This window comes from Pseudomonas sp. M30-35, from assembly GCF_002163625.1.
Lineage (GTDB): Bacteria > Pseudomonadota > Gammaproteobacteria > Pseudomonadales > Pseudomonadaceae > Aquipseudomonas.
The window spans coordinates 1,921,069-1,945,947 of sequence record NZ_CP020892.1; the positions used below are offsets into that span (position 1 = coordinate 1,921,069).

Here is a 24,879-nt window from a genome sequence, read left to right on the forward strand (position 1 = left end):
TGGTGCTATGCCTTTGAGTCATGATGGACAAGCTTCGCTTCACCACACCCAAACGGTAGGGCGGATGACGCTTGTTTCATCCGCCACTTCCGGCCTAAACGTGCTCTGTAGACGGTTTGCCTACTATGCTCGTTGGGCTGGGCGTCGCGTTTGCTGTTTCACTGCCGATTATCGGTACGACCTCACCTTGTGCATTGAACAGCTTGCCGCTTTTGAAGTAGTCGCCGTCTTCCAGCGCTTCAATATCGCGGTAGCGCAGGCTGCGCTCGGTGCCTGCAACAAACACCGATTGTTGGTCGGAGTTGCCTGTCGTGATGTGGTTGAATACCAGGTTAAGCACGATCGCCATGATTGCAGCAGAGCTGATGCCCGAGTGGAAAATGGTTTCAAACCAGGTGGGGAAGGCATGGTAGAAGTTGGGTGCAGCGATTGGGATCATGCCAAAACCGATCGAGGTGGCCACGATGATCAGGTTCATGTTGTTGCGGTAATCAACCTTAGACAGTGTGCGAATCCCGCTAGCCGCTACAGTCCCAAACAGCACGATGCCTGCGCCGCCAAGTACAGAAGTTGGCACTGCTGCGATTACCCGGCCCATTACGGGCAGCAAGCCGAGTAGCACCAGAAATACGCCGCCGGTGGCAACTACGTAGCGACTTTTGATGCCCGTTACCGCAACCAAGCCGACATTCTGGGCAAAAGCGCTTTGGGTGAACGAGCCAAATATTGGCGCCAGCATGCTGGAGAGCATATCGGCGCGCAGACCATTGCCGAGACGTTTGGAGTCAACTTTGGTTTCGATGATTTCGCCAACGGCAAGGATGTCGGCGCTGGTTTCGACCAGTGTCACCATTATCACGATGCACATCGAAATAATGGCGGCGATGTGGAAGGTCGGCATGCCGAAGTGAAAAGGGCTGGGCATGGCGACTAACGTACCGTCGCCAATGCGCGAGAAATCGGCCATGCCAAGTGTCATCGCAACCACTGTGCCGATGACCATCGACAATAGAATCGACAAGCGCGAAATGCTTGCACTGCCAAGTTTGCTCAGTATCAGTACGCAAACCAGCGTAATCGCAGCTAAGCCAATGTTGGCCATGCTGCCGAAGTCTGGCGCATTGCTGTTGCCGCCCATCGCCCAGCGGGCTGCAACTGGCATCAAGGTCAAACCGATGGTGGTGATAACAATACCGGTCACCAGTGGCGGAAAGAACTTGATGATTTTCGAGAATATGGGGGTTATCAATAAGCCTATCAGTGAGGCAACCACCACGGCGCCGAACACCGCTTGAATTCCGCCTGCACCGTCGCTGGTAACAATCGCGACCATTGTCGCAACACCGGCGAATGAAACACCTTGCACCAGTGGCAATTGGCAGCCAAAAAATGGCAGGCCGAGGGTTTGTAGGAGTGTGGCTAAACCGCCTGCAAAGAGTGAGGCGGTGATCAGCAAGCCGATATCGCTTGGCGATAGACCTGCGGCCTGACCAACAATTAGCGGTACCGCAACGATACCGCCGTACATGGTCAGAACATGTTGCAAGCCGTAAGCCATGTTGGCTCCGGTACCGAGGTTCTCATCTTCAGGACGTTGCGATGAAGCACTTTCAACTGATTGCGATTGCATAGTGAGGTGTTCCCGTTTTTTTCTTGTGTCCGTAATGTAGGGAACAATGGGTGCGCTTGGCTAGTGCTTGTATACAATTTTGTCATAAAAGCTGGATAACTTGTCCGACTGGTCAGCCAAAATAAAGGGTTCTTCTTAAAGTTTGAACCGTCTAGAACAGGGATTTTTGACAATTCGTACTTGTATTCAGCTAAAAAACATTGTGTACGATTTATTGATTATGAGTCGACGAAAGGTATAAAAACGCCACAGTTTTTGAGCTGTGGCGTTTTTATTTATCAGGCTTAAGTCTTATGGGTGCGCGTGCTCAACTTTCAGTTCCTGTTGCGCTTGGCGGATGACTTGATAAGCCGAAGTAATTGCCAGAAGCGCCATTACGCTGGCAACCAGCAGGTCTGGCCATGCGGTGCCGGTGCCGAACACACCCGCTGCGGCGATTAGTACCGCAACATTGCCCAGAGCATCGTTACGTGTGCACAACCACACGCTGCGCATATTGCTGTCACCTTCTCGGTATGCATAGAGGAGGGCGGCCACACCGAGGTTTGCGAGCAAGGCCAGGGTGCCGATCACACCCATGGTTTGTGGTTCTGGTATTTGGCCATTTACTGCGTGCCAGATAGCCACCGCTAAAACGCCTACACCAAATACCAGCATCGATGCGGCTTTGACTAATGAGGCTTTGGCGCGTAATGCGATGCTCATGCCTAGCACCCAAAGGCTGATGCCGTAATTAGCGGCGTCCCCTAGAAAGTCCAGGGAGTCGGCAAGCAGTGACACCGAGTTGGCTTTAACACCGCTGGTGATCTCGATGAAAAACATCCCAAGGTTGATCAGCAGTGCAATCCACAGAATCTTGCGATAACGCTCTGGCTGTTGTTGGGTTGATGGATCTGGTGTGTGATTGCAGCAATGGGCGCTCATAAGACTTCTCCTCAGTGGCGATAGGCGTTACGCTAAACCCTGTAGTCACTACGGAGTCAAGCATGAAAAAGCCATTTACCATCAGCGCATTGAGTAAGCAGAGCGGCGTCAATCTTGAGACGATTCGTTTTTATGAGCGCAGTGGATTGTTGCCACAGCCGCAGCGCACCGCTTCTGGCTATCGCAACTACCAAGATGCAGATGTGCGGCGCGTGCTGTTTATCCGCCGTGGTCGCGAGCTGGGTTTTAGCCTGGATGAAATTCGCAATCTGCTGGATTTGGCAAATAGGCCACACAGCCCTTGTGTCGAGGCAGATAAGTTGGTGCAAAGCCATCTGGTGACCATCGAAGATCGTATTCGCGACCTGCAAAAAATGCAGGCCGAGTTATCACGAATGGCCAATTGCACCAGTTCCGAGGCGGAACATTGCAGGCTGCTCGAGGCGCTCGATAATCGTAAGTGCTGCGCGCCACTTGAAGGGGTGGATGCGTCATAGAGTGTGGCAATGCGAAGCTTGCCCGCCAGCGTTGCTCTAATAACCTGATTATCTGCCGCAAAAAGGGTGGCTGAAAAAACTCAACCACCTCGCTAACGTGCTTAGCTGCGTTCAGCCAGATACCTGCTGTAATCAGGGATCCGATAACTATGTTGTTGTTCTAACAAACTACTGCTGAGCATGTAGTCGGCGCTGCTTTCGTTGCAGGCCACCGGAATGTTCCAAACCGCGGCCACCCTAAGCAGTGCTTTGATATCTGGATCGTGGGGTTGTGGCTCGAACGGGTCCCAGAAAAACACCAGCATATCGACACGCTGCTCAGCGATGCGTGCGCCTATTTGCTGGTCACCGCCCAGCGGGCCGCTGATCATGCTTTCGACGGGCAGTTGCAAGTTGCGGCTCAACAAGGCGCCGGTTGTTCCTGTTGCCAGTAGCTGGTGATTAGCCAGTTTTTCACGATGGCGCACGCACCAATCGAGAAGAAACACTTTGCAGTGATCGTGGGCGACCAGTGCAATCCGTTTGCGTGCAGCAAGTGTTGCGGTCGTAAAGCTGATACGGCTCATGCATTAACTCCAGCTACTCGGGCGCGTTGCACAGGGCCAGGCAGGTATCGAGCATGCGATTGGAGAAGCCCCATTCGTTATCGTACCAAGCCATCACTTTGAGCATTTTGCCGCTGAATTTGGTGTGATTGGCGTCGAAAATCGACGAAAAAGGATTATGATTGAAGTCGCATGAGACCAGTGGAAGGCTGTTATAACCGAGCACATTTGAGCCTTCGCTGGCGCTTTTCATTAGTGCATTAACCGTTTTTGTGCTGGTCTCACGGCTGACCAGGAGCGTTAGGTCGACCAGTGATACATTGATCACCGGAACCCTTACAGCCATGCCGGTTAGCTTGCCAGCAAGCTCAGGTAGAACTAGACCTACAGCTTCGGCTGCGCCGGTTTTGCTCGGGATCATCGACTGCGTGGCCGAGCGTGCGCGGTAGGGGTCGCTGTGATAAACGTCAGACAAGTTCTGGTCGTTGGTGTAAGCGTGAATGGTGGTCATCAGGCCTTGTTCGATGCCCAGTTCACGATGCAACACTTGGGCAACGGGTGCCAAGCAATTGGTGGTGCAGGATGCATTGGAGATAATCTGATGAGATTGGCGCAGAATACGGTGGTTGACCCCGTAAACTACAGTTGCATCAGCGCCTTTGGCTGGCGCCGAGATAATCACTTTTCGCGCTCCGGCGCTTAGATGTGCAGCGGCTTTATCGCGTTCGGTGAATAGCCCGGTGCATTCGAATACCACGTCAATTGCCAGCTTCTTCCAAGGCAGTTCGGCGGGGTTGCGGATTGCACTGACAGCAATACGGTCACCGTTTACGGTCAGGCTTTCCTGGTCGAACTCAACATTGCCGTCGAAGATGCCGTGCACGCTGTCATACTTCAGCAGATGAGCATTGATAGCGCTATCACCAAGGTCGTTGATAGCTACGATTTGGATGTTCTGACGGTAGGCTTGGGTGTACAGCGCACGCAGCACGTTGCGGCCGATGCGCCCAAAGCCATTGATAGCGATACGCAGTGTCATAAATGAAGTCCGTTAATGATTTTGTTGTTGGAATTACAAGATTATTCCCGTGAATGTAGAAATCAAGTCTTTTAAGTGGCAATATTTTGTTAAAGGTACAAATAAATTTGCCCGCTAGCCTGGAGTCGACAACATGCATCCCCGTGTCCAAGAGGTAACTGATCGCCTTATCGCCCGCAGCCGTGCTACTCGAGAGCACTATTTGGCGATGATTCGTGCGGCTGCAAGTGACGGTCCGCAGCGTGGCAAATTGCAGTGCGCCAACTTTGCTCACGGCGTGGCCGGTTGCGGCACCGACGACAAGCAAACCCTGCGCCTGATGAACGCTGCCAACGTGGCAATCATCTCCGCATATAACGACATGCTCTCGGCGCATCAGCCTTATGAGCGTTACCCTGAGCAAATCAAACAGGCCCTGCGTGATGTTGGCTCGGTTGGCCAGTTTGCCGGTGGCGTGCCAGCCATGTGCGATGGTGTCACCCAAGGGGAGCCCGGCATGGAGCTGGGTATTGCCAGCCGCGAAGTGATTGCCATGTCGACTGCGGTAGCGCTGTCGCACAACATGTTTGACGCTGCGCTCTGTCTTGGTATTTGCGACAAGATTGTTCCGGGCCTGCTGATGGGCGCGTTGCGTTTTGGTCACTTACCGACGATGTTTATTCCCGCAGGGCCGATGCCTTCCGGTTTGTCGAATAAAGAAAAGGCGGATGTTCGCCAGCGTTACGCTGAAGGCAAGGCGACTCGCGAGGAGTTGCTTGAGGCCGAGATGAGTGCTTATCACAGCCCCGGTACATGCACCTTTTACGGCACAGCCAACACCAACCAGTTATTGATGGAAGTGATGGGCTTGCACCTGCCAGGCGCCTCATTCATAAACCCGAATACACCACTGCGTGATGCCTTGACTGTTGAAGCGGCGCGGCAGATCACCCAACTGACAAAGCAAAGCGGGCAGTTTATGCCGCTGGCCGAGATCGTTGATGAGCGCTGCCTGGTTAACTCGATTGTTGCCCTGAGTGCGACCGGCGGCTCAACCAACCATACCTTGCACATGCCCGCGATTGCTCGCGCGGCCGGAATCATGCTGACGTGGCAGGACATGGCTGACTTGTCCGCTGTGGTGCCGACCTTGGCGCACGTCTATCCGAATGGTAAATCCGACATCAACCACTTCCAGGCGGCTGGCGGTATGTCGTTCCTGATCCGTGAATTGCTCGATGCTGGCTTGCTGCATGAAAACGTCAACACCGTTGCCGGTTATGGTCTGAGTCGATATACCCAAGAGCCTTTCCTTGAAGATGGCAAGCTGGTGTGGCGCGACGGTCCGAGCAAGAGCTATGACGAAACGGTATTGCGTCCAGTGGCCAACCCGTTCTCGGTGGAAGGCGGTTTGCGGGTGATGGAAGGCAATCTGGGGCGCGGTGTGATGAAGGTTTCGGCAGTCGCCCTTGAACATCAGATTGTTGAGGCGCCGGCACGAGTATTTGAGGACCAGCAAGAGTTGGCTGATGCCTTCAAGGCTGGCGAGCTTGAGCATGACATGGTGGCGGTGATGCGCTTCCAGGGCCCACGCTCAAATGGCATGCCTGAATTGCACAAGATGACGCCGTTCCTGGGTGTGTTGCAGGATCGCGGCTTTAAAGTCGCGCTAGTCACTGACGGACGTATGTCGGGCGCTTCGGGCAAAATCCCGGCGGCGATTCATGTTTGTCCTGAGGCGTTTGATGGCGGCCCGTTGGCGCGAGTGCGTGATGGCGACATCATCCGAGTGAACGGGCAAACCGGTGAGTTGCAAGTGCTGGTGGACGATAAAGAGCTGGCTGCGCGCGAGTTGGCGAGCCGCTCTGTGAACAGTGGCGAGGGCTGTGGTCGCGAGCTGTTTACCTTCATGCGCCACTCATTCAGTACCGCAGAGCAGGGCGCGAGTGCGTTCACTGAAAGCCTGGAGTCGCTTAAGTGAAGCTAGCGTTAGTCGGTGATATTGGCGGCACGAACGCACGTTTTGCGTTGTGGCGTGATGAGCAGTTGGAGTCAGTCAGTGTGCTTGCGACGGCTGATTTCACTACGCCGGAAGCGGCGATTGAGCAGTACTTGGCCGAGCATAATGTGGCGCCTGGCTCGCTCGGCTCGGTTTGCCTGGCATGTGCCGGGCCGGTGAGCGATGCGGTGTTTCGCTTTACCAATAACCATTGGCGGATCAACCGCGCCGAGTTTTGTCAGCGCTTGCGGATCGATCAGTTGTTGCTGGTCAACGATTTCTCCGCCATGGCCCTGGGAATGACCCGCCTGGTTGAAGGTGAGCGGTTACAGGTGTGTCCGGGCGAGTCTGATGAGGGGCGCCCATTTGTGGTGATCGGTGCGGGTACTGGCTTGGGGGTTGGCACATTAGTGCCGCAAGCGGACGGCAGCTGGGCCGCGCTGCCCGGTGAAGGTGGGCATGTTGATCTGCCCATTGGCAGTGCTCGTGAGGCGCAACTGTGGCAAGTACTGTTCAAACAATTGGGCCATGTACGTGCTGAGGATGTGCTTAGCGGCAACGGTTTGCTGGTACTTTATCGCGCCATGTGCGAACTGGATAATGTTGCACCGCAATTGGCTAGCCCTGCACAGATCACCACGGCGGCGCTTGCAGGCGACGCCACGGCAAGTGCTGTGCTTGAGCAATTCTGTTGTTGGCTCGGGCGCGCAGCAGGCAATAACGTACTGAGTCTGGGTGCGCGCGGTGGCGTGTACATCGTTGGTGGTATTGTCCCGCGCTTCGCAGAGTTCTTTTGTAACAGTGGTTTTGCGCGCAGTTTCAGCGACAAAGGTTGCATGAGCGGTTATTTTGCTGGGATTCCGGTGTGGCTGGTAACTGCTGAATACCCAGGGTTGATGGGGGCCGGTGTAGCGTTGCAGCAAAACAGCCGGGAATAGCGAGTCTGCGTTGGCCGTTGTCGGCGGCCACTCATAACAAGAAAAGGTGATGTCTTGAGCCAGTGCGGAAAGTCGGTCTTGTTGGTTGACGACGATCAGGAAATTCGCGAACTGCTGCAAACCTATTTGAGTCGCGCCGGTTTTCAGGTGCGTGCAGTCGGTGATGGCGCCGGATTCCGGCAGGACCTTACGGCGAATTCTGCTGATTTGGTTATTTTGGATGTGATGCTGCCCGATGAAGACGGTTTCAGTCTGTGTCGCTGGGTGCGTGAGCATCAACGCTTTGCGCATATCCCGGTAATCATGTTGACCGCCAGCTCGGATGAGGCTGATCGGGTGATCGGTCTGGAGCTTGGCGCTGATGACTATCTGGGCAAGCCCTTTAGCCCACGTGAGCTGCAGGCGCGTATCAAGGCCTTGTTGCGCCGGGTCAACTTTAGTCAGGAACGCGGCACTGAGGTGCTGGCGTTTGAAGACTGGCGGCTGGACATGGTCAGCCATCGCTTGTTTCATGCCGATGGTGAAGAGGTGATTCTTTCCGGGGCGGATTTTATCTTGCTCAAGCTGTTCCTTGATAACCCGCAGCAAATCCTTGATCGCGACACCATCGGCAACGCCACGCGCGGCCGTGAAGTGATGCCGCTTGAGCGAATCGTCGATATGGCTGTCAGTCGCTTGCGTCAACGCCTGCGCGATGTAGAAAAACCACCGCGACTGATTCGCACGGTTCGCGGCAGTGGTTATTTGCTGGCGGCCAATGTCGAGCCGCATCAGGGGCACGCTTATTAAGCGCTTATTCGGCAGGTTGATACCGCGTTCGCTGCTGGCAAGGATGCTGGTCTTGACCCTGTTGGTGGTATTGATTGCCCAAGCGCTTTCGAGCGTTATTTGGGTCTCGCAGTTGCGCGCCAGTCAGGTTGAGGGGTTGGTCACCAGTTCGCGCAGTCTGGCGCAGTCGTTGGCGGCCAGCGTCAGCTACTTCCGTTCATTGCCGCTGGGCTATCGACCGTTGGTGTTGGATCAGTTGCGCAATATGGGCGGTACGCGCTTTTTCGTATCGCTTAACGACAAGCCGCTGAGCATGGATGTGCTGCCAGTCACGCCGCGAAAGCGTGCAGTACTGGACGCCGTTGACGCAACCTTGCGTGAGCGCTTGGGCCACGATCTTGATGTGTCGGTGCAGTTTGTCAGTCCGAATGACCTGCGTATTTTCAATAACGCGGTGAAGCTCGATGAATTGCCGCGCTCGTGGGCGCACTACGCGTTAAGTCTTGAGCCGATGAACCCACCAGTGCTGGTTACCCAGATAAGGATTGGCCCGCAGGAGTGGCTGTATCTTGCGTCGCTGATGCCTGAGCCTTACGTCAGCCTTGAGCAGCCGGGCCTGCCTGCGCAACAACTTTGGTTCATCATTTTGACCAGTGGTTTTCTGTTGCTGTTCATTGGGTTGATGGTGCATTGGCAAAGCCGTCCGCTTAAGCATCTGGCGGTGGCTGCGCGTGAAATGTCATTGGGGACCGAGGTTGAGCCGCTTAAAGAGGCGGGTGGCAGCGAAGTGGTGGAAGTGAGCCGTGCATTCAACACCATGCGCGAGCGTATTGGTCGTTACCTGCGTGAGCGCAGCCAGTTATTCAGCGCTATCTCCCATGATTTACGCACCCCCATCACCCGTTTACGTTTGCGCGTTGAGTTACTTGACGATGAGGCGGTACAGGATAAGTTTCGCCGCGATCTTGATGAGCTTGAGCTGCTGGTAAAAGGGGCTCTGCAGTGTGTTAAAGACACTGATATTCACGAGAACATAGAGCCGATAGACCTCGATTATGTGGTCAATTGCGTGATTGAACCTTATCTGGCACCTGCCGGTGATGGCTTGGTAACACTGCAGGGGCAGACATGCACAAGTTATCAGGGCAAGCCTTTGGCGCTGAAACGCTGTATTGGCAACCTGGTTGATAACGCTTTGAAATATGGTAAGCGTGCGCATTTATCTATCGAAGATGATGACAGCGCGTTTGTCTTGCATGTGGACGATGAAGGGCCGGGCGTGCCCGAGCAACAATTGGAGCATGTGTTTGAGCCGCATATTCGCCTGTCCGCGCAACAGCAGGGTTACGGCCTTGGCTTGGGCATCGCGCGCAACATTGCCCATAGCCATGGCGGCGAAGTGACCCTGAAAAACCTGCGCGAAGGCGGCTTGCGCGTGTCGCTGTATTTACCGCGTTACGCTGAGTAGGTTTTGTAACCATCCTGTGACGTTTCTATATCCCTTCGTTACCCGTTTTCGCCAATGCCTTGGTTAGTATCCAATGCAGCACAAGCGTCAGACTTGTTCGCGAATAACAACAAGAAAGGTACTGTTAATGAAAGTTATCTCTCGCCTGGCAACCGCTGTTTGTCTTGCCTCCCTTATTCCGTTTGCTGCCCACGCTGGTGAAGTAGAAGTTCTGCACTGGTGGACATCGGGTGGTGAAAAGCGCGCTGCTGATACCCTCAAACAAATGGTTGAAGCCAAAGGCCATACCTGGAAAGACTTCGCGGTCGCCGGTGGCGGTGGTGAAGCGGCCATGACCGTACTCAAAACCCGTGCTGTTTCTGGTAATCCACCTGCAGCTGCGCAGATCAAGGGCCCAGATATTCAAGAATGGGGTGAGCTGGGCTTGCTGACCGACTTGAATGACGTTGCCAAGCGCCAGAAGTGGGATGAACTGCTGCCGGCACAGGTTATTGAAACCATGCAGTACGACGGAGATTACGTCGCCGTGCCGGTCAACGTGCACCGGGTTAACTGGCTATGGATCAACCCAGAAGTGTTTGCCAAGGCCGGCGCCACGCCGCCAACCTCCCTCGACGAATTTTTCACTGCCGCCGACAAACTCAAAGCTGCTGGCTTTATTGCAATTGCCCACGGCGGTCAGCCATGGCAAGACGGCACCGTGTTTGAAGATTTGGCGTTCGCAATTCTGGGGCCAGCCGATTTCCGCAAAGCATTTGTCGATCAAGATGAAGCGGTGCTGACGGGCGACAAGATGGTTGAAGTTTTCGCCACCCTGAAAAAACTGCACGGTTACATTGACTCTAACGCCGCAGGGCGCGATTGGAATGCCGCAGCGGGCCTCGTCATCAACGGCAAGGCCGGTATGCAGATCATGGGTGACTGGGCCAAGAGCGAATGGACCGCGGCTGGTAAGGTTGCGGGTAAGGATTACACCTGCGTGCCGTTCCCAGGCACGCAAGGTAGCTTCACCTACAACATCGACTCATTGGCCATGTTCAAACTCACTGATGCGGACAACCGCAAAGCTCAGGAAGACCTCGCCGAAATCGTAATGGGCAAGGAATTTCAAGCCATTTTCAATAAGAACAAAGGCTCGATTCCGGTTCGTCAGGACATGGACATGAGTAGCTTTGACAGTTGTGCCCAAGCCTCAATGAAGGACTTCAAGGAAGCCGCCAGCAATGGTGGGCTACAGCCAAGTCTGGCGCACGGCATGGCGGCTTCAAGCTATGTGCAGGGCGCGGTATTTGACGTGGTGACCAACTTCTTTAACGACGCCGATGCTGATCCGAAGAAAGCTGCACAGCAACTGGCTGCGGCAATTCAAGCGGTTCAGTAATAGCCCGGCTGCCGGTACGCCGGCAGCTATGGAACCTCTGGAAAACTACTTTCAGAGGTTCCTATTCCTCATGTAAAGCGGTTTTCAGTGCATTAACAGGCACTGTGGCAACGCTTTGCCTGAATTTTGTCTTACGCAGCTTGAGAGGCCTGTATGAGCTCAGTCGCAACTTTGAGCAAAGCTTCACCACTGGATGCGCTACAACGCTGGCTGCCCAAGCTGGTGCTGGCACCGACCATGCTTATCGTGCTGGTTGGTTTCTACGGTTACATCCTTTGGACCTTTTTGTTGTCCTTCACCAGCTCGCGGTTTATGCCCAGCTACAAGTGGGTGGGCCTGCAGCAGTACGAACGGCTGCTGGACAACGATCGCTGGTGGGTGGCGAGCAAGAACCTGATGATGTTTGGTGGCTTGTTCATCAGCATCAGCTTGATCCTCGGGGTATTGCTTGCGGTGCTGCTCGATCAGCGAATCCGCCGCGAAGGGTTTATCCGCACCATTTTTCTGTACCCGATGGCGATCTCGATGATTGTCACTGGTACGGCCTGGAAGTGGCTGCTCAACCCAGGGCTGGGGCTGGATAAGCTGCTGCGCGACTGGGGGTGGGAAGGGGTCCGCTTTGACTGGTTGGTGGACACCGATCGCGTGGTCTATTGCCTGGTGATTGCTGCTGTCTGGCAGGCTTCGGGTTTCGTTATGGCGCTGTTTCTGGCTGGGCTGCGCGGGGTTGATCAATCAATTATTCGCGCCGCGCAAGTCGATGGCGCGAGCTTGCCGAATATCTATCTGCGCATTGTGTTGCCGAGTCTTGGCCCGGTGTTTTTCAGCGCGGTGATGATCCTCTCGCACATCGCGATCAAAAGCTTCGACCTGGTCGCGTCGATGACTGCTGGCGGCCCCGGTTACTCATCTGATTTACCGGCGATGTTTATGTATGCCCATACCTTTACCCGCGGCCAAATGGGCCTCGGCGCGGCCAGTGCGATTTTGATGCTTGGCGCGGTGTTGGCGATTTTAGTGCCGTATCTGTATTCCGAGTTGCGGGGCAAGCGCCATGATTAATCAAAACAAGTTCAGCTTCAGCCGTTTGGCGATCTACGCAACATTACTCGCGGCCTGTGCGGTTTATCTGGTGCCGTTGATCGTCATGCTGCTCACCAGCTTCAAGACGCCTGAAGATATTCGCAGCGGCAACCTGTTGTCATGGCCTGATGTGATTACCGCGATTGGTTGGGTCAAGGCCTGGGACAGTCTCGGTGGCTTTTTCTGGAATTCGGTGAAGATCACCGTCCCAGCAGTGCTGATTTCCACATTGCTCGGCGCGCTTAACGGCTATGTGCTGGCGATGTGGCGCTTCAAGGGCTCGCAACTGTTCTTCGGCTTGCTGTTGTTTGGTTGCTTCCTGCCGTTTCAGGTGGTGTTGCTGCCTGCGTCATTCACCCTCGGCAAGCTGGGTTTGGCCAACACCACAACCGGTTTGGTGTTGGTGCATCTGGTCTATGGCATCGCCTTCACCACGCTGTTCTTCCGTAACTATTACGTCAGCGTGCCGGAAGCATTGGTGCGCGCTGCGCGATTGGATGGCGCCGGATTCTTTACCATTTTCGGCCGCATTCTGCTGCCGATGTCAGTGCCAATCATCATGGTTTGCCTGATCTGGCAATTCACCCAAATCTGGAATGACTTCTTGTTCGGTGTGGTGTTCGCCAGTGGTGATACCCAACCGATTACGGTGGCGCTGAATAACCTGGTCAACACCAGCACTGGCACCAAGGAATACAACGTCGATATGGCGGCCGCAATGATCGCTGGGCTACCTACGTTGGTGGTCTATGTGCTGGCTGGAAAGTACTTCTTGCGCGGGCTAACAGCCGGTGCGGTGAAAGGCTAACAGGTCGCTTTCGACCTTGACCTGTTTGGAGAGACAACATGGCAACGCTTGAACTACGCAATGTACACAAGAGCTACGGCAGTGGCTTAGCCGATACGCTGAAGAATATCGAATTGAAAATCGACTCGGGTGAGTTCCTGATTCTGGTCGGCCCGTCCGGTTGTGGTAAGTCGACGCTAATGAACTGCATTGCTGGGCTGGAAAGCATCAGTGGCGGCGAAATCATTGTCGAAGGCGCCGATATAAGCGGCATGAGCCCAAAGGACCGCGACATCGCCATGGTTTTTCAGTCCTATGCGCTGTATCCGACCATGAGTGTTCGCGACAATATTGCCTTCGGCTTGAAGATGCGCAAGATGGCGCCCGAGGCGATTGAAGAAGAAGTCGCCCGTGTCGCCAAGCTGCTGCAAATCGAACACTTGCTCAAGCGCAAGCCGGGGCAATTATCCGGCGGCCAACAACAGCGCGTGGCGATGGGGCGAGCACTGGCCCGACGTCCAAAAATCTATCTTTTCGATGAGCCATTATCTAATTTGGACGCCAAGTTGCGCGTCGAGATGCGTACCGAAATCAAGCTGATGCACCAGCGCCTTAAAACCACCACGGTGTACGTCACCCACGATCAGATCGAGGCCATGACTCTGGGTGACAAAGTGGCTGTTATGAAGGAGGGCATCATTCAGCAGTTCGGTACGCCGCAGCAAATTTATAACGATCCGGCCAATCTGTTCGTCGCCAGTTTTATTGGTTCACCGCCGATGAATTTTATTCCGGTGAAGCTGGAGCGTGGTGACAATCAACTGTTTGCGCAATTGCACAGTGGTGAAAAAGGTGAGCTTAGCTGCGCCTTGCCATTGGCGGTGATGCCGGAAGGTGTTGAGGATCGTGAAGTGATTCTGGGTGTTCGCCCAGAACAGATCCAGACCGTTGCAGGCACGCCGGGGCTGGTGGCGATTGCTGCCGAAGTCGAGATTATCGAGCCGACCGGCCCGGACACACTGGTATTTGTCACGCTCAATCAAACCAAGGTGTGTTGCCGCATGTCGCCCGACGAGGCGCCGCGAGTCGGTCAGGTTGTTGAGCTTCAACTCGATCCAGAAAAAATCATGTTGTTCGACGCCCAGAGCGGCGAGCGCCTTCGCCCGGTTTCGTCCACGGCAGATCACTCAGCCAGCAATGTCACGCGTTTGAAAAGTCTTTAACGACTGCTGAATTGATGGGTGCTGTGCGGCGGATTAAGCGCCGCACTGAAAAACATTTTGTGGGTTGTTCAGCCGGGCTTTCCAGCCTGGTTGAGGGAGTTTTGCGTGGATATGGATATCGCTTAGCGGTTTATGCGACGGCTGCCTGCTTTTGTCACATGAACTGGCAAACTTAACAATAAAAATAATGGAGTTGAAATGAGAGCAGCAACACGTATGAGTCTTGCAGTGGCGTTGGGCTATTTGGCTATGCCAATGGCGGCCGATGCGCTGGAGTTCAGTGGTTATGTGCGGAGCGGGGCGGGTAGTTCAGAAAACGGAGGAAGCCAGTCGTGTTTCCAATTGCCCGGCGCGCAATCCAAGTATCGTCTGGGTAACGAGTGTGAAACCTATGCAGAGCTCGACTTGCGTCAGGATTTGCTGAGTTTCGACGACGGCTCCACCGTCAGCGTTGAAGGCATGGCTCAGCTGTATAACGAGTATGGCCACACGCCAAAATTCACCGGTGAGTATGGCTTTGCCCGAATGAACCAGATGTACGCAGAGTGGAGCAACATGCCTGCGTTGAATGGCGGATCGCTTTGGGCGGGGCGTCGTTTCTACAAGCGTAATGACATTCATATCTCCGACTATTACTACTGGAACCAGAGCGCGACCGGTTTCGGTGTTGATGAAATGGTCATTGGTGATCTCAAGTACAGCTATGTGTTCTCGCGTAAAGACAGCTACTTTCAGGAGGACTACACCACTCGCCATGACTTCAACGTCGGAGGCTTCAAGACCAATCCGGGCGGAGAAGTGGAGATCGGCTATAGCTACATCGATAACCCGGATCGCGGTGACAGCAGCAGTGGTTGGGCGATTACCGGGCAACATGTGCAAAAGGTTTTCCTTGGTGGCACCAACAAGTTTGCCCTGCAGTACGGTCAGGGGCCTGGCACCGGATTGGGCACCACTGGCGATGTCGGGCTTGATCGCGACAGCAAGAGCTACCGTCTGGTTGAGTTCTTTGACTGGCAGATCACTCCGCGATTAGGCGGTCAGGTCGAGGTGGTTTATCAAAAGGATATTCGCCCCGACAGTGAAGATCAGGACTGGTTGTCGGTCGGTGGGCGCACCACGTATGCGCTGACTGATCAATTCAAGCTGGTGGGTGAGCTGGGTCGCGATCAGGTGGATGCCGCCGATGGCACCCGCAAACTGACCAAGTTTACCGTTGCGCCAACCTGGTCGCCGGCTGGCCCTGGGTTTTGGGCGCGTCCTGAGTTCCGTTTGTATTACACCTATGCCAGCTGGAACGAAGCGGCGCAGCGTGCAGCGAGCCAGATGGCAGCGGGCTCCGCGCTATCGGATACGGGTGTATTTGATAACGCCCGGCATGGCTCGAATTTCGGCTTGCAAGTCGAGTATTGGTGGAAGTAACCAATGCGGCGGTTCGGGAGATATTCAATCAACCAGACCACCGAAGTCATCAATCTTCATCGGCCGGGTAGCGGCTGGCGTTGAGGCTTTCCTTGATTTTGCGCAGATGCGGCTGGAAATCGACGCCTCTGCGCAAGGTAACGCCAGTCGCAAGCACATCAAGTACGGTTAGTTGAATGATGCGTGAAGTCATCGGCATGTAGATGTCGGTATCTTCAGGCAAGGGAATATCCAGGCTCAAGGTGCTGGCTTTGGCGAGCGGTGAGTTGGCCGCGGTGAGGCCCAATACCGAAGCGCCTTTTTCGCGGGCGATACGCGCCACTTCAACCAGCTCTCGGGTGCGCCCGGTGTAGGAGATGATCACGAACAAATCGCCGGTATGCGCCACCGAGGCCAGCATGCGCTGCATGAGCACATCGGCGTGGGCGGTTACGGCAAGGTTGAAACGAAAGAATTTGTGCTGTGCATCCAGCGCCACCGGAGCGGATGCGCCGAGCCCGAAGAAGTGTATCTGCCTGGCCTGAATCAGCAGGTCGACAGCGCGACTGATGAGTTGTGGGTCGAGTGACTGACAGGCGCTGTCTAGCGAGGTGATAGCGCTGCCAAAAATTTTACGGGTGTAGGCTTCCGGGCCGTCGTCTGCTTCAACCGCTCGGCTGACATAAGCCGCGCCACTGGCAAGGCTCTGCGCAAGTTGCATTTTCAGTTCGGGATAGCCGTTGACGCCGAATGAGCGACAGAAACGGTTAACGGTCGGTTCGCTGACGGACGCCGCTTGCGCGAGTGCGGCTATGCTCAAGCGAGTGGCTTGCTGCGGATTGTGCAAAATCACTTCAGCAACCTTGCGCTCTGCCTTGTTCAGGCTGTCGAGGCGGGTCTGGATTTGCTCCAGAAGGTTTCGCACGCGATCCATTTTTGTTCCTTATGTAGACATACAGACGACGAAAATGCAGGCCTATCGTACTGATCGGCCCTGATTGTCACCACTTGTTATGTTAATTTCCGCTAAATGTTGTTTTTATTACTACATCTTGCGGTGTAGTATGCCAATAAGTCCCGTGTTTCTCGCTTAAGTTGATAGAAGAACATATATCATGCCAAGCATAACTGTTGAACCTTGTACCTTCGCTTTATTTGGTGCGCTGGGTGATCTGGCACTGCGCAAACTGTTCCCAGCACTTTTCCAGTTGGATCAAGCTGAGTTATTGCACGCCGATACGCAAATTTTTGCACTGGCGCGCGATGCCGGTGAGCCGCAGCAGCATATCGATACGATTGAAAAGGCCTTGCGCGGCTACATTGACGCACCGGGCATCGATGACGCTGCCATGCAGCGCTTTTTGGCGCGCTTCAGCTACTTGCAGATGGATTTTTTGCAGGCTGATGATTATCTGCAACTAGCGGAACAAATTGCTGATGACAAATGCCTGATTGCCTACTTCGCCACCCCGGCTTCGGTATACGGTGGCATCTGTGAAAACCTTGCACGGGTCGGTTTGGCAGAACGCACACGAGTGGTTCTGGAAAAACCGATTGGCCATGACTTGGCTTCTTCGCGTGAGGTAAACGATGCTGTAGCGCGATTCTTCCCGGAAACGCGCATCTACCGTATTGACCATTACCTGGGCAAAGAAACCGTGCAGAACTTGATTGCACTGCGTTTTGCGAACAGTTTGTTTGAAACCCAGTGGAATCAGAATCACATCTCCCACGTTGAAATCACCGTGGCGGAAAAAGTCGGAATCGAAGGCCGTTGGGGTTACTTCGATCAGGCTGGCCAGCTCCGTGACATGATTCAGAATCACCTGTTGCAGTTGCTTTGCCTGATTGCGATGGACCCGCCAAGCGACTTGTCCGCTGACAGCATCCGTGATGAGAAGGTCAAGGTGCTTAAAGCCCTTGAGCCCATTACTGCCGAGCAAATCAGCCAGCGTGTTGTGCGCGGCCAGTATGTGGCCGGTAATAGCGCTGGTAAGCCAGTACCGGGCTACCTTGAGGAAGAAAACTCTAACACCGAAAGCGATACTGAGACCTTCGTGGCGTTGCGGGCTGATATCCGTAACTGGCGTTGGTCGGGAGTACCGTTTTACCTGCGCACCGGTAAGCGCATGGCAGAAAAAATGTCTCAGATCGTGATTCATTTTAAAGAGCCACCGCATTACATCTTTGCTGCCGAACAGCGCCCGCTGATCAGCAATCGACTGATCATCCGTCTACAGCCCGATGAAGGTATCTCGCTGCAGGTCATGACCAAAGATCAAGGTCTTGATAAAGGCATGCAGTTGCGCAGCGGCCCATTGCAGTTGAGTTTCTCTGATACCTACCAAAGCGCACGTGTTCCCGATGCGTATGAGCGTTTGCTGCTTGAGGTCATCGGCGGCAATCAGAACCTGTTCGTGCGTAAAGATGAAATCGAACACGCGTGGCTCTGGTGCGACCAATTGATCGCTGGCTGGAAGCGGCTTGGCGATAAACCTAAACCCTACGCCGCAGGCTCGTGGGGGCCAATGGCTTCAATCGCCTTAATTACACGTGACGGGAGGGCTTGGTATGGCGATCTCTGATTTGCAGCTACCGACAGGCGTGGTAACCCACAGCCTGAACAGCTCGACCCAGCTTGCCAATAGATTGGCCGCTAACGTTGCCGATGCGTTGCGTTCGGCAATCGCTGATAAGGGCCAAGCCACATTAGTGGTGTCAGGCGGGCGCAGTCCCGTGGCGTTCTTTGAGGCCTTGGCGCAGCAAGAGTTGCAGTGGTCAAGCGTGGTGGTAAGCCTGGCTGATGAGCGTTGGGTGCCTACCAGCCATGCCGACAGCAATGAAAACTTGGTGCGTCGTCATCTGCTGCAAGGGCCTGCTGCAGCTGCACGCTTTTTTGGGCTGTATTTCAAGGCTGCATCGCTTGAAGAGGCCGCTGAGGCGGCTGATCAGGCGCTGCGCGATTTACCTCCGATAGATGTGCTGGTGCTCGGCATGGGCGATGACGGGCACACCGCATCGCTGTTTCCCAACAGCCCCAATTTGCTAAAGGCATTGGCGCCGGACGGGGGGCGTCGTTGCTTGCCAATGCTCGCGCCGAATGTGCCGCATCAACGCTTGACCATGACCTTGGCGTTGCTTGCTACAGCAAAGCTGGCGCTGTTGGCGATCCAAGGCCAAAACAAGCTGTCGACTTTGGCTCAAGCACTTCAGGTCGATGAGCTGGCGCAAATGCCAGTGCGTGCCTTTTTACAACCACCTCTTGAAATTTACTGGTGCGCGTAGCCCGGTAGCTTTAGCTTTTAAGGACTTTTAATAATGACAATTCATGAGACTAACCAGCAGCGCATGGTGGCTAAAATTGCGCAAATCGACGCTATTTGCGCGCAAGCGAAAATAATGCCGGTCATCACCATCTCCCGTGAGGAAGATATTCTGCCGATGGCTGATGCGTTGGCCGCAGGCGGGCTGACTGTGCTTGAGGTGACGCTGCGCTCTGAGCATGGGCTTACCGCCATTCGTCTGTTGCGTGAAGCGCGCCCAGATTTGGTGATTGGTGCCGGTACAGTGCTCGACGTCGATATGCTTGCAGCGGCAGAAGCTGCTGGTGCGCAATTTATTGTCACGCCTGGCTGCACCCGTGAATTGCTTGAGGCCAGTTTGATCAGTGATATCCCACTCTTGCCGGGTATCGCCAGTGCCTCGGAAATCATGCTGGGTTACGCGTTGGGTTACCGCCGCTTCAAGCTATTTCCAGCTGAAGTCAGCGGCGGTACTGCAGCACTCAAGGCTCTGGGTGGACCATTCCCTGCTGTGCGTTTCTGTCCGACTGGCGGTGTCAGTCTGGCTAACGTCAAAAGCTACATGGCGCAGCCGAATGTGATGTGTGTCGGCGGGACTTGGATGCTCGACAGTGCCTGGATCAAAGCCGGGGACTGGGCGCGCGTAGAGCAGACCAGTGCTGAAGCCCTGACGCTATTGGCGCAGTAAAGCTCGACCAGCAGGTCGGCGACAACTTGCCGACCTGCTTCCCTCCATGGATTTACCGTCAGTCAATCAGACTGGCAACTGCTTGATCTCTCTCCTATGGTCATTCGACCAGTCTTAGTCAGCCGCTGAAAACTACAGCTTTTGAGTGTGCGGGAGCACCGTTGTTGGCGCCTTGCATTCAGTAGCTCACAAGCTTTTTCAGCTGCGGCTTAATCAGCCATACAGTGACTAATTATGCCTGTCTGAAAATAATTTTCAGGCCTTGTCGATTTGCCGTATGCCCGTTCGACTAACGCATAGTTAAACCGAAAATAATCAGGAGTTTGTTATGCGTTGCATGGTGATAGTCAAAGCCAGCCCAGAGTCAGAGGCTGGTGAAATGCCCACTGAAGAGCTGCTTGAACAGATGGGCAACTTCAATGAAGAGTTGGTCAAGGCGGGCGTCATGCTCGCAGGTGAAGGTTTGCACCCGAGTAGTAAAGGCGTGCGTGTTCAGTTCTCCGGTGAGCGGCGCACGGTGGTTGATGGTCCATTTATGGAAACCAAAGAGCTGATTGCGGGGTTCTGGATCTTCAATGTCGCTTCTATGCAAGAAGCGATCGATTGGGTCAAGCGCTGTCCAAATCCAATGGTCAGTGATTCTGAAATCGAAATTCGCCAGATATTCGAGGCAGAGGATTTCGGCGAAGAATTTACCCCGGAGTTGCAAGAGCAAGAGCGCCGCTTGCGCGCACAAATTGACGCAAATAACTGAGCCCCTTGGGTACTACTTGGGGACTAGGAGTTAACCATGAAAATCAATAGCTACCTGACATTTGATGGCAACTGCGAAGAAGCTTTCAACTTTTATGCGGAGTGCCTGGGCGGCAAGATCGATGGTCTAATGCGCTTTGCTGATATGCCTTCTGAGGAAGGGGAAGTTCCTCCCGAACTCGCTGAGCGCATTTTGCATGCGCGCCTGGTTGTGGGTGATCAGGTCCTGATGGCTTCAGATTCATGCCCCATGAGTCCTTATGAAGGCATCCGCGGTAATTCGGTTGCACTGAATCTGGATTGCATTGATAAGGGTGAGCGCATCTTCAATGCGCTGGCGCAGGGCGGAACCATTGAAATGCCGTTTGAGCAGACATTCTGGGCAACTCGCTTCGGCTCCGTGAAGGATCGTTTTGGTGTGCCGTGGCTGATTAACTGCGAAACTGAGGCTTAAGGCTTAAGGCTTAAGGCTTAAGGTTTAGGTTTAAAACAGCTCTGGTGTAACAGCTTGGGCATGACAGCAAAAAAATACCCGCTGCACAGACTGTTAAGTACAGTCTGTGCAGCGGGTATTTGCAGGAGTGGCGCTAATTAAGAAGCAAGGCCAATCGCGCTGACATTTTCAGGCTTTTCCAGTTCAAACGGCGCCTCGGCAACTGCGCTCAGGAACTCGTCGCCCCAGCGGCGAATGTCGTTGTAGCTGACAATGTCGAACAGCTCACGCAGGCGCGCTTGTGCCTCGTCTTTTGGCAAGTTGAGCGCCCAATAACAGGTGCTGGTCAGGTCGGCCGGGTCATGGGGATTGGTTAGCAGTGCGCCCTTGAGTTCAGCTGCTGCGCCGGCAAACTCGGAGAGCACCAGTACGCCGCTACCGCCGAGCAAGCCTTGTGCTGCGACAAATTCCTTGGCAACCAGGTTAAGGCCGTCGCGCAGGGGAGTGATCCACATCACGTCGGCCATCGCATACCAGGCACTGACTTCTTCAAACGGCAAGCTGCGGAAAAAGAACTGGAGTGGCGTCCAACCAATACGCGCGAAGCGTCCGTTGATACGGCCAACGGCTTGTTCGATCTGCGATTGCAGCTCGTCGTAGATGGTCATCTCTTTCGCTGCAGGTACGCAGACGGTAACCAACGTGACCTTGCCGAGCAGCTCCGGGTTTTCCTCGAGAAGACGCTCATAGGCGTTGAGCTTTTCGAGAATGCCCTTGGTGTAATCAAGGCGTTCAACCGAGAGGATCAGCTTGATGCCAACGAGTTCTTCACGCAGGCGCGCCATCATGTCGCGGATTTTAGGGTTGTCCAGCGCGCTGCGTACACGATCAATATCCAGGCCAACAGGATGAGCGCCGAGCTTGACCACGCGGCTGCCGGTGTCGACGGCCGTGGTCATGCGTTCAAGGCCAACTGCGCAACCGTAGGTGATAAAACGTGGCGCACAGTTTTGACGGCTAACTGTTTGCAGAGGCGTTACGCCTCGCGCAACATCGACGAAGTTCTCCACCTGACGCGGGATATGAAAGCCAATATAGTCGCATTGCAGTAGGCTGCCGATGATCTGGCGACGCCACGGCAGTACGTTAAACACGTCAGCCGAAGGGAAGTAGGTGTGGTGGAAAAAGGCAATCTTCAGGTCCGGGCGTAGCTCACGCAGATAGCCTGGCACCATCCACAAGTTGTAGTCGTGCAGCCACACGGTCGCGCCTTCAGCGGCTTCAAGCGCAGTGCGCTCAGCAAAGGAGCGGTTGACCTTGAGGAACACCTGCCAGTCATCCTCGCGGAAAGTTGCGCGCTCCCAAAAGGTATGCAGCGTTGGCCAGAAGGCTTCTTTTGAGAACCGCTTGTAGAAGATATCGACCTCTTCTTTAGTCAGCGCCACACGTGCTGCTTTGAGTTTTGGATAGCGCTCGGCATCAACTGTGGTGTGGGTTTCAAAGGGTTCTTCTTCATCACCTTCATGAATCGCCCAGGCGACCCACGAACCGGGGCGGCCGTCGCCAAAGAAGCTCAGCAGGGTTGGAATGATGCCGTTGGGTGAGGTGGGTCGGCGGCGCTGTAGCTTGCCGTCATTGCCGCGATATTCTTCGTACGGCAGGCGGTGATAAACCATGACCATCTCGGACTTACCCGGCTGCGCGGCTTGGCGTTTTTCAGCAGCGATACCGTGCTCACCAAGAAAGCCGAAGTGGGCAAATGCTTCGAGAATCCCACCGCAGCCGCTGCGCTGCGCATGCAGGGTGCGTGAGTGGTGCTGGGTGGCATTGAGCAGCGTTAGTTCGGACTTGCCCACACATACGCCGTGGAACTTGCTCGTGAGCATGCTCAGGTCATTGAGCGTGTCGCCAGCGGCGAGAACCTGATCATCATCCAGCTCAAGCCATGCAGCCAATGCTTCGAGGCTGCTGCCTTTGTTCACGCCCTTGGGTAAAAAGTCGAGATAACGTGCGGCGGAGTAGAGCAGGTCGCAGCCCAGTGAGTCGGCGATGGCCTGGAGTTCTGGTGCAGCCGCTTGTTCAGGGGTGCAGAAGTAGGAGCAACGGCGAACTTGCGGTACATCCTGACGCTCAAGATTAAAGCCTTCAACGGCACTGGCCACCTGGCTTTCACCGGGCCAGAGTGCATCGACGGCGTTTTGCAGCGGCTGAATGGGTTGCAGGCTATCGCCGTGGACCATGGTCGCGCCGACATCGGCAATGATGTAGTCGGGGTGGGGCAGAGTTGGGTCTGCCAGTAACGGCAGTACCGCCTCAAGGCTGCGACCGGTGACGTAGGCCAGCTTGATTTCTGGGTGGGCGGCAATGGTTTGGTAAAGGCTTAAACGATCCTCGGGATCGCCAGCTAGAAAAGTACCATCAAGATCGGTTGCAAGTAACATGCGCTGTCTCCCTGTCCATATATAGTGGGTGCAGTTGACGCGCCGACATCGGCCGACGAGCTTGAACTTGCTGTTGAATAACTGCGCTGTTAATCAACAACAAGCTCTGCGTTTCGAGCAGTTGCACGCACAGTAAAGTGGGTGACTGCCTTCATTGTTATGTAGCGCCAGACTGTGTCTGTCGTTACGGTGATTCGGGTTCAGGTCCAGCGTTGTTGGTCCCTGAGTCTAGATCTGCATGCGGTGTGTCGGGCATGAGTTCCAATACGGTATGACTGGTGCGCAACATGGGCACGAAGTGCGCCTGATCCCCGCTGACCAAATCGCTGACATGGCGCAGACGGTAGAGCGTGTAGACGGCCAGTAAGCCCAGGACCACAGCAAAATAAAGCGGCAATGCATGGGCACCGAGGTGTTGCATAAGAACACCGGCAAGCAGTGGCCCGCATACCGAGCCAATACCGTTGACCATTAACAAGCTGCTGGAACCGGCGAGAATTTCGTCGCTGTGCAACTGGTCAATCAGTTGCGCCACGGCAATCGGGTAGATGGCAAACGCCAAACCGCCCCAGATAAACATCAATCCTAGCAGGATGGGGCCGGCAGGTACGAAACTCATTAGCAGAGCCACGACAACGGCGAGCGCTACGACCCAGAACATGATCAGGCGTCGGTCGTGTTTATCTGAATAACGGCCAATGGGCAGCTGCAGTAATGCGCCGCCAAGAATGGCGCTACTCATCAACAGGCCCACCCCTTTTGCGTCGAAGCCGCTGAGGTTGGCGTAGACCGGCGCCATGCCCCAAAACGCACCAAGGGCCAAACCGGATAAGCCTGCGGCGGCAATTGATAGCGGAGCGATTCTGGCGACCTGGCGAACATCAGTGTGCAGTGTTTCAGGCACAGTGGGTTGGATCTGCCGGGTCAGGGTAATAGGCATCAATGCCGCGCTGATCAGAATCGCAGCCAGTGCAAACAGCATAAACTCAGTTGGCTCGGCAAGGTTAAGCAACTGTTGCGCAGCGGCTAACGCGCCCAGGTTGACCGCCATATAGATCGCAAACACAGTGCCGCGCTTGTCATTGGGTACCTGTGCGTTAAGCCAGCTTTCGATCACCATGTACAGGCTGACCAGCGCTAAGCCATAGATAACCCGCAAGCCGAGCCAAACCCACGGGTCGACAATAAGTACGTGGAGCAGGGTGGTGATGGCGGCGAGCGCAGCACAAAACGCAAACGCACGGATATGTCCGATGCGCCGTACCAGCGGAATAGCTAGCCAGGTGCCGAGGAGAAAACCGACAAAGTACCCAGACATAATCAGTCCGAGCATCCCGGTGGAATAGCCTTGGGCTACGCCACGCAGGGTCAGAAGTGTATTGAGCAGACCATTGCCGAGCAGGAGTAAAGCGACCCCGCTCAGCAGCGAGCTGATAGGGGCAATAAGGGACCACATGGCGAGCTACCCTAGGGAACTAGTCGCAATATAGCAAGCATAAAGCGCGCCACAATCTTTCGATTGGTGTTGTTAAGTATTTGATTTAAAAAGATAAAATCCAATCTAAAAAAGATTGGCTAATTTTTCATGAACCATAAGTGC

General features: G+C 54.6%; 22 protein-coding genes. 15 read left to right on the top strand and 7 right to left on the bottom strand.

Features of this window, described 5'->3' with window-relative positions:
* Positions 1-94: 94 nt before the first annotated feature.
* Together B9K09_RS08955 and B9K09_RS08960 are read right to left on the bottom strand one after the other, a co-directional pair.
* Positions 95-1,630, bottom strand: coding sequence for a nucleobase:cation symporter-2 family protein (locus B9K09_RS08955; protein WP_087516481.1), 1,536 nt, complete (start codon positions 1,628-1,630; stop codon positions 95-97).
* A gap of 291 nt (positions 1,631-1,921) precedes the next feature.
* Entirely contained in the window at positions 1,922-2,554 is a 633-nt protein-coding gene (locus tag B9K09_RS08960; protein WP_087516482.1) for a cation transporter, read from the bottom strand.
* A 62-nt stretch (positions 2,555-2,616) separates the two neighbouring features.
* On the opposite strand from B9K09_RS08960, the gene B9K09_RS08965 reads away from it, so the two are divergent.
* Positions 2,617-3,051: a helix-turn-helix domain-containing protein gene (locus B9K09_RS08965; protein ID WP_087516483.1), complete on the top strand. Its 435-nt coding sequence runs from the start codon at positions 2,617-2,619 to the stop codon at positions 3,049-3,051.
* Positions 3,052-3,152: 101 nt separating this feature from the next.
* Here B9K09_RS08965 and B9K09_RS08970 read toward each other — a convergent pair whose 3' ends face one another.
* Positions 3,153-3,617 carry a methylglyoxal synthase gene (locus B9K09_RS08970; protein WP_087516484.1) on the bottom strand — a complete coding sequence of 155 codons (465 nt, stop codon included), beginning with the start codon at positions 3,615-3,617 and terminating at the stop codon, positions 3,153-3,155.
* 13 nt (positions 3,618-3,630) lie between these two features.
* Positions 3,631-4,635 carry a type I glyceraldehyde-3-phosphate dehydrogenase gene (gene gap / locus B9K09_RS08975; protein ID WP_087516485.1) on the bottom strand — a complete coding sequence of 335 codons (1,005 nt, stop codon included), beginning with the start codon at positions 4,633-4,635 and terminating at the stop codon, positions 3,631-3,633.
* A 133-nt stretch (positions 4,636-4,768) separates the two neighbouring features.
* Between gap and edd the strand changes: the two genes are divergently transcribed.
* The 9 genes from edd (at position 4,769) to B9K09_RS09020 (ending at position 15,683) form a co-directional block, all read left to right on the top strand.
* Positions 4,769-6,595: a phosphogluconate dehydratase gene (gene edd / locus B9K09_RS08980; protein WP_087516486.1), complete on the top strand. Its 1,827-nt coding sequence runs from the start codon at positions 4,769-4,771 to the stop codon at positions 6,593-6,595.
* Positions 6,592-7,551: a glucokinase gene (locus B9K09_RS08985; RefSeq protein WP_087516487.1), complete on the top strand. Its 960-nt coding sequence runs from the start codon at positions 6,592-6,594 to the stop codon at positions 7,549-7,551. The genes edd and B9K09_RS08985 overlap by 4 nt, the downstream gene beginning before the upstream one ends.
* Positions 7,552-7,605: 54 nt before the next feature.
* A complete protein-coding gene (locus B9K09_RS08990) occupies positions 7,606-8,340 on the top strand; it encodes a response regulator (protein WP_087516488.1) in 735 nt (244 codons plus the stop codon).
* The gene (locus B9K09_RS08995; protein ID WP_087516489.1) at positions 8,309-9,787 is read left to right on the top strand and encodes an ATP-binding protein; all 1,479 of its coding nucleotides are present in this window, start codon (positions 8,309-8,311) and stop codon (positions 9,785-9,787) included. Before B9K09_RS08990 ends, B9K09_RS08995 begins: the two co-directional genes overlap by 32 nt.
* A gap of 127 nt (positions 9,788-9,914) precedes the next feature.
* Complete coding sequence (locus B9K09_RS09000) at positions 9,915-11,168, top strand: ABC transporter substrate-binding protein (RefSeq protein ID WP_087516490.1); 1,254 nt, start codon at positions 9,915-9,917, stop codon at positions 11,166-11,168.
* A gap of 153 nt (positions 11,169-11,321) precedes the next feature.
* Positions 11,322-12,230: a carbohydrate ABC transporter permease gene (locus tag B9K09_RS09005; protein ID WP_087516491.1), complete on the top strand. Its 909-nt coding sequence runs from the start codon at positions 11,322-11,324 to the stop codon at positions 12,228-12,230.
* Positions 12,223-13,059, top strand: a complete 837-nt coding sequence (locus B9K09_RS09010) for a carbohydrate ABC transporter permease (protein ID WP_087516492.1) — start codon at positions 12,223-12,225, stop codon at positions 13,057-13,059. The genes B9K09_RS09005 and B9K09_RS09010 overlap by 8 nt, the downstream gene beginning before the upstream one ends.
* Before the next feature lie 38 nt (positions 13,060-13,097).
* Positions 13,098-14,261 (top strand): ABC transporter ATP-binding protein, encoded by a 1,164-nt coding sequence (locus B9K09_RS09015; RefSeq protein WP_087516493.1) that lies wholly within the window; start codon positions 13,098-13,100, stop codon positions 14,259-14,261.
* Positions 14,262-14,477: 216 nt separating this feature from the next.
* Complete coding sequence (locus tag B9K09_RS09020) at positions 14,478-15,683, top strand: carbohydrate porin (RefSeq protein WP_087516494.1); 1,206 nt, start codon at positions 14,478-14,480, stop codon at positions 15,681-15,683.
* Between the two features lie 49 nt (positions 15,684-15,732).
* On the opposite strand, the gene B9K09_RS09025 is transcribed toward B9K09_RS09020, so the two are convergent.
* Positions 15,733-16,587, bottom strand: coding sequence for a MurR/RpiR family transcriptional regulator (locus tag B9K09_RS09025; protein ID WP_177408716.1), 855 nt, complete (start codon positions 16,585-16,587; stop codon positions 15,733-15,735).
* Between the two features lie 190 nt (positions 16,588-16,777).
* Between B9K09_RS09025 and zwf the strand changes: the two genes are divergently transcribed.
* From zwf to B9K09_RS09050, 5 genes are all read left to right on the top strand, one after another.
* On the top strand, positions 16,778-18,247 hold the full coding sequence (zwf, locus tag B9K09_RS09030; RefSeq protein WP_087516496.1) for a glucose-6-phosphate dehydrogenase: 1,470 nt from the start codon (positions 16,778-16,780) through the stop codon (positions 18,245-18,247).
* Positions 18,234-18,947 carry a 6-phosphogluconolactonase gene (gene pgl, locus B9K09_RS09035; RefSeq protein ID WP_087516497.1) on the top strand — a complete coding sequence of 238 codons (714 nt, stop codon included), beginning with the start codon at positions 18,234-18,236 and terminating at the stop codon, positions 18,945-18,947. The genes zwf and pgl overlap by 14 nt, the downstream gene beginning before the upstream one ends.
* 33 nt (positions 18,948-18,980) lie before the next feature.
* Entirely contained in the window at positions 18,981-19,652 is a 672-nt protein-coding gene (locus B9K09_RS09040) for a bifunctional 4-hydroxy-2-oxoglutarate aldolase/2-dehydro-3-deoxy-phosphogluconate aldolase (RefSeq protein WP_256574279.1), read from the top strand.
* Between the two features lie 328 nt (positions 19,653-19,980).
* A complete protein-coding gene (locus B9K09_RS09045) occupies positions 19,981-20,406 on the top strand; it encodes a YciI family protein (protein WP_087516498.1) in 426 nt (141 codons plus the stop codon).
* 36 nt (positions 20,407-20,442) lie between these two features.
* Positions 20,443-20,859 carry a VOC family protein gene (locus B9K09_RS09050; RefSeq protein WP_087516499.1) on the top strand — a complete coding sequence of 139 codons (417 nt, stop codon included), beginning with the start codon at positions 20,443-20,445 and terminating at the stop codon, positions 20,857-20,859.
* Between the two features lie 137 nt (positions 20,860-20,996).
* Here B9K09_RS09050 and ggpS read toward each other — a convergent pair whose 3' ends face one another.
* Entirely contained in the window at positions 20,997-23,279 is a 2,283-nt protein-coding gene (ggpS, locus tag B9K09_RS09055) for a glucosylglycerol-phosphate synthase (RefSeq protein WP_087516500.1), read from the bottom strand.
* Positions 23,280-23,463: 184 nt separating this feature from the next.
* Complete coding sequence (locus B9K09_RS09060) at positions 23,464-24,735, bottom strand: MFS transporter (RefSeq protein WP_087516501.1); 1,272 nt, start codon at positions 24,733-24,735, stop codon at positions 23,464-23,466.
* Between the last annotated feature and the right edge of the window lie 144 nt (positions 24,736-24,879).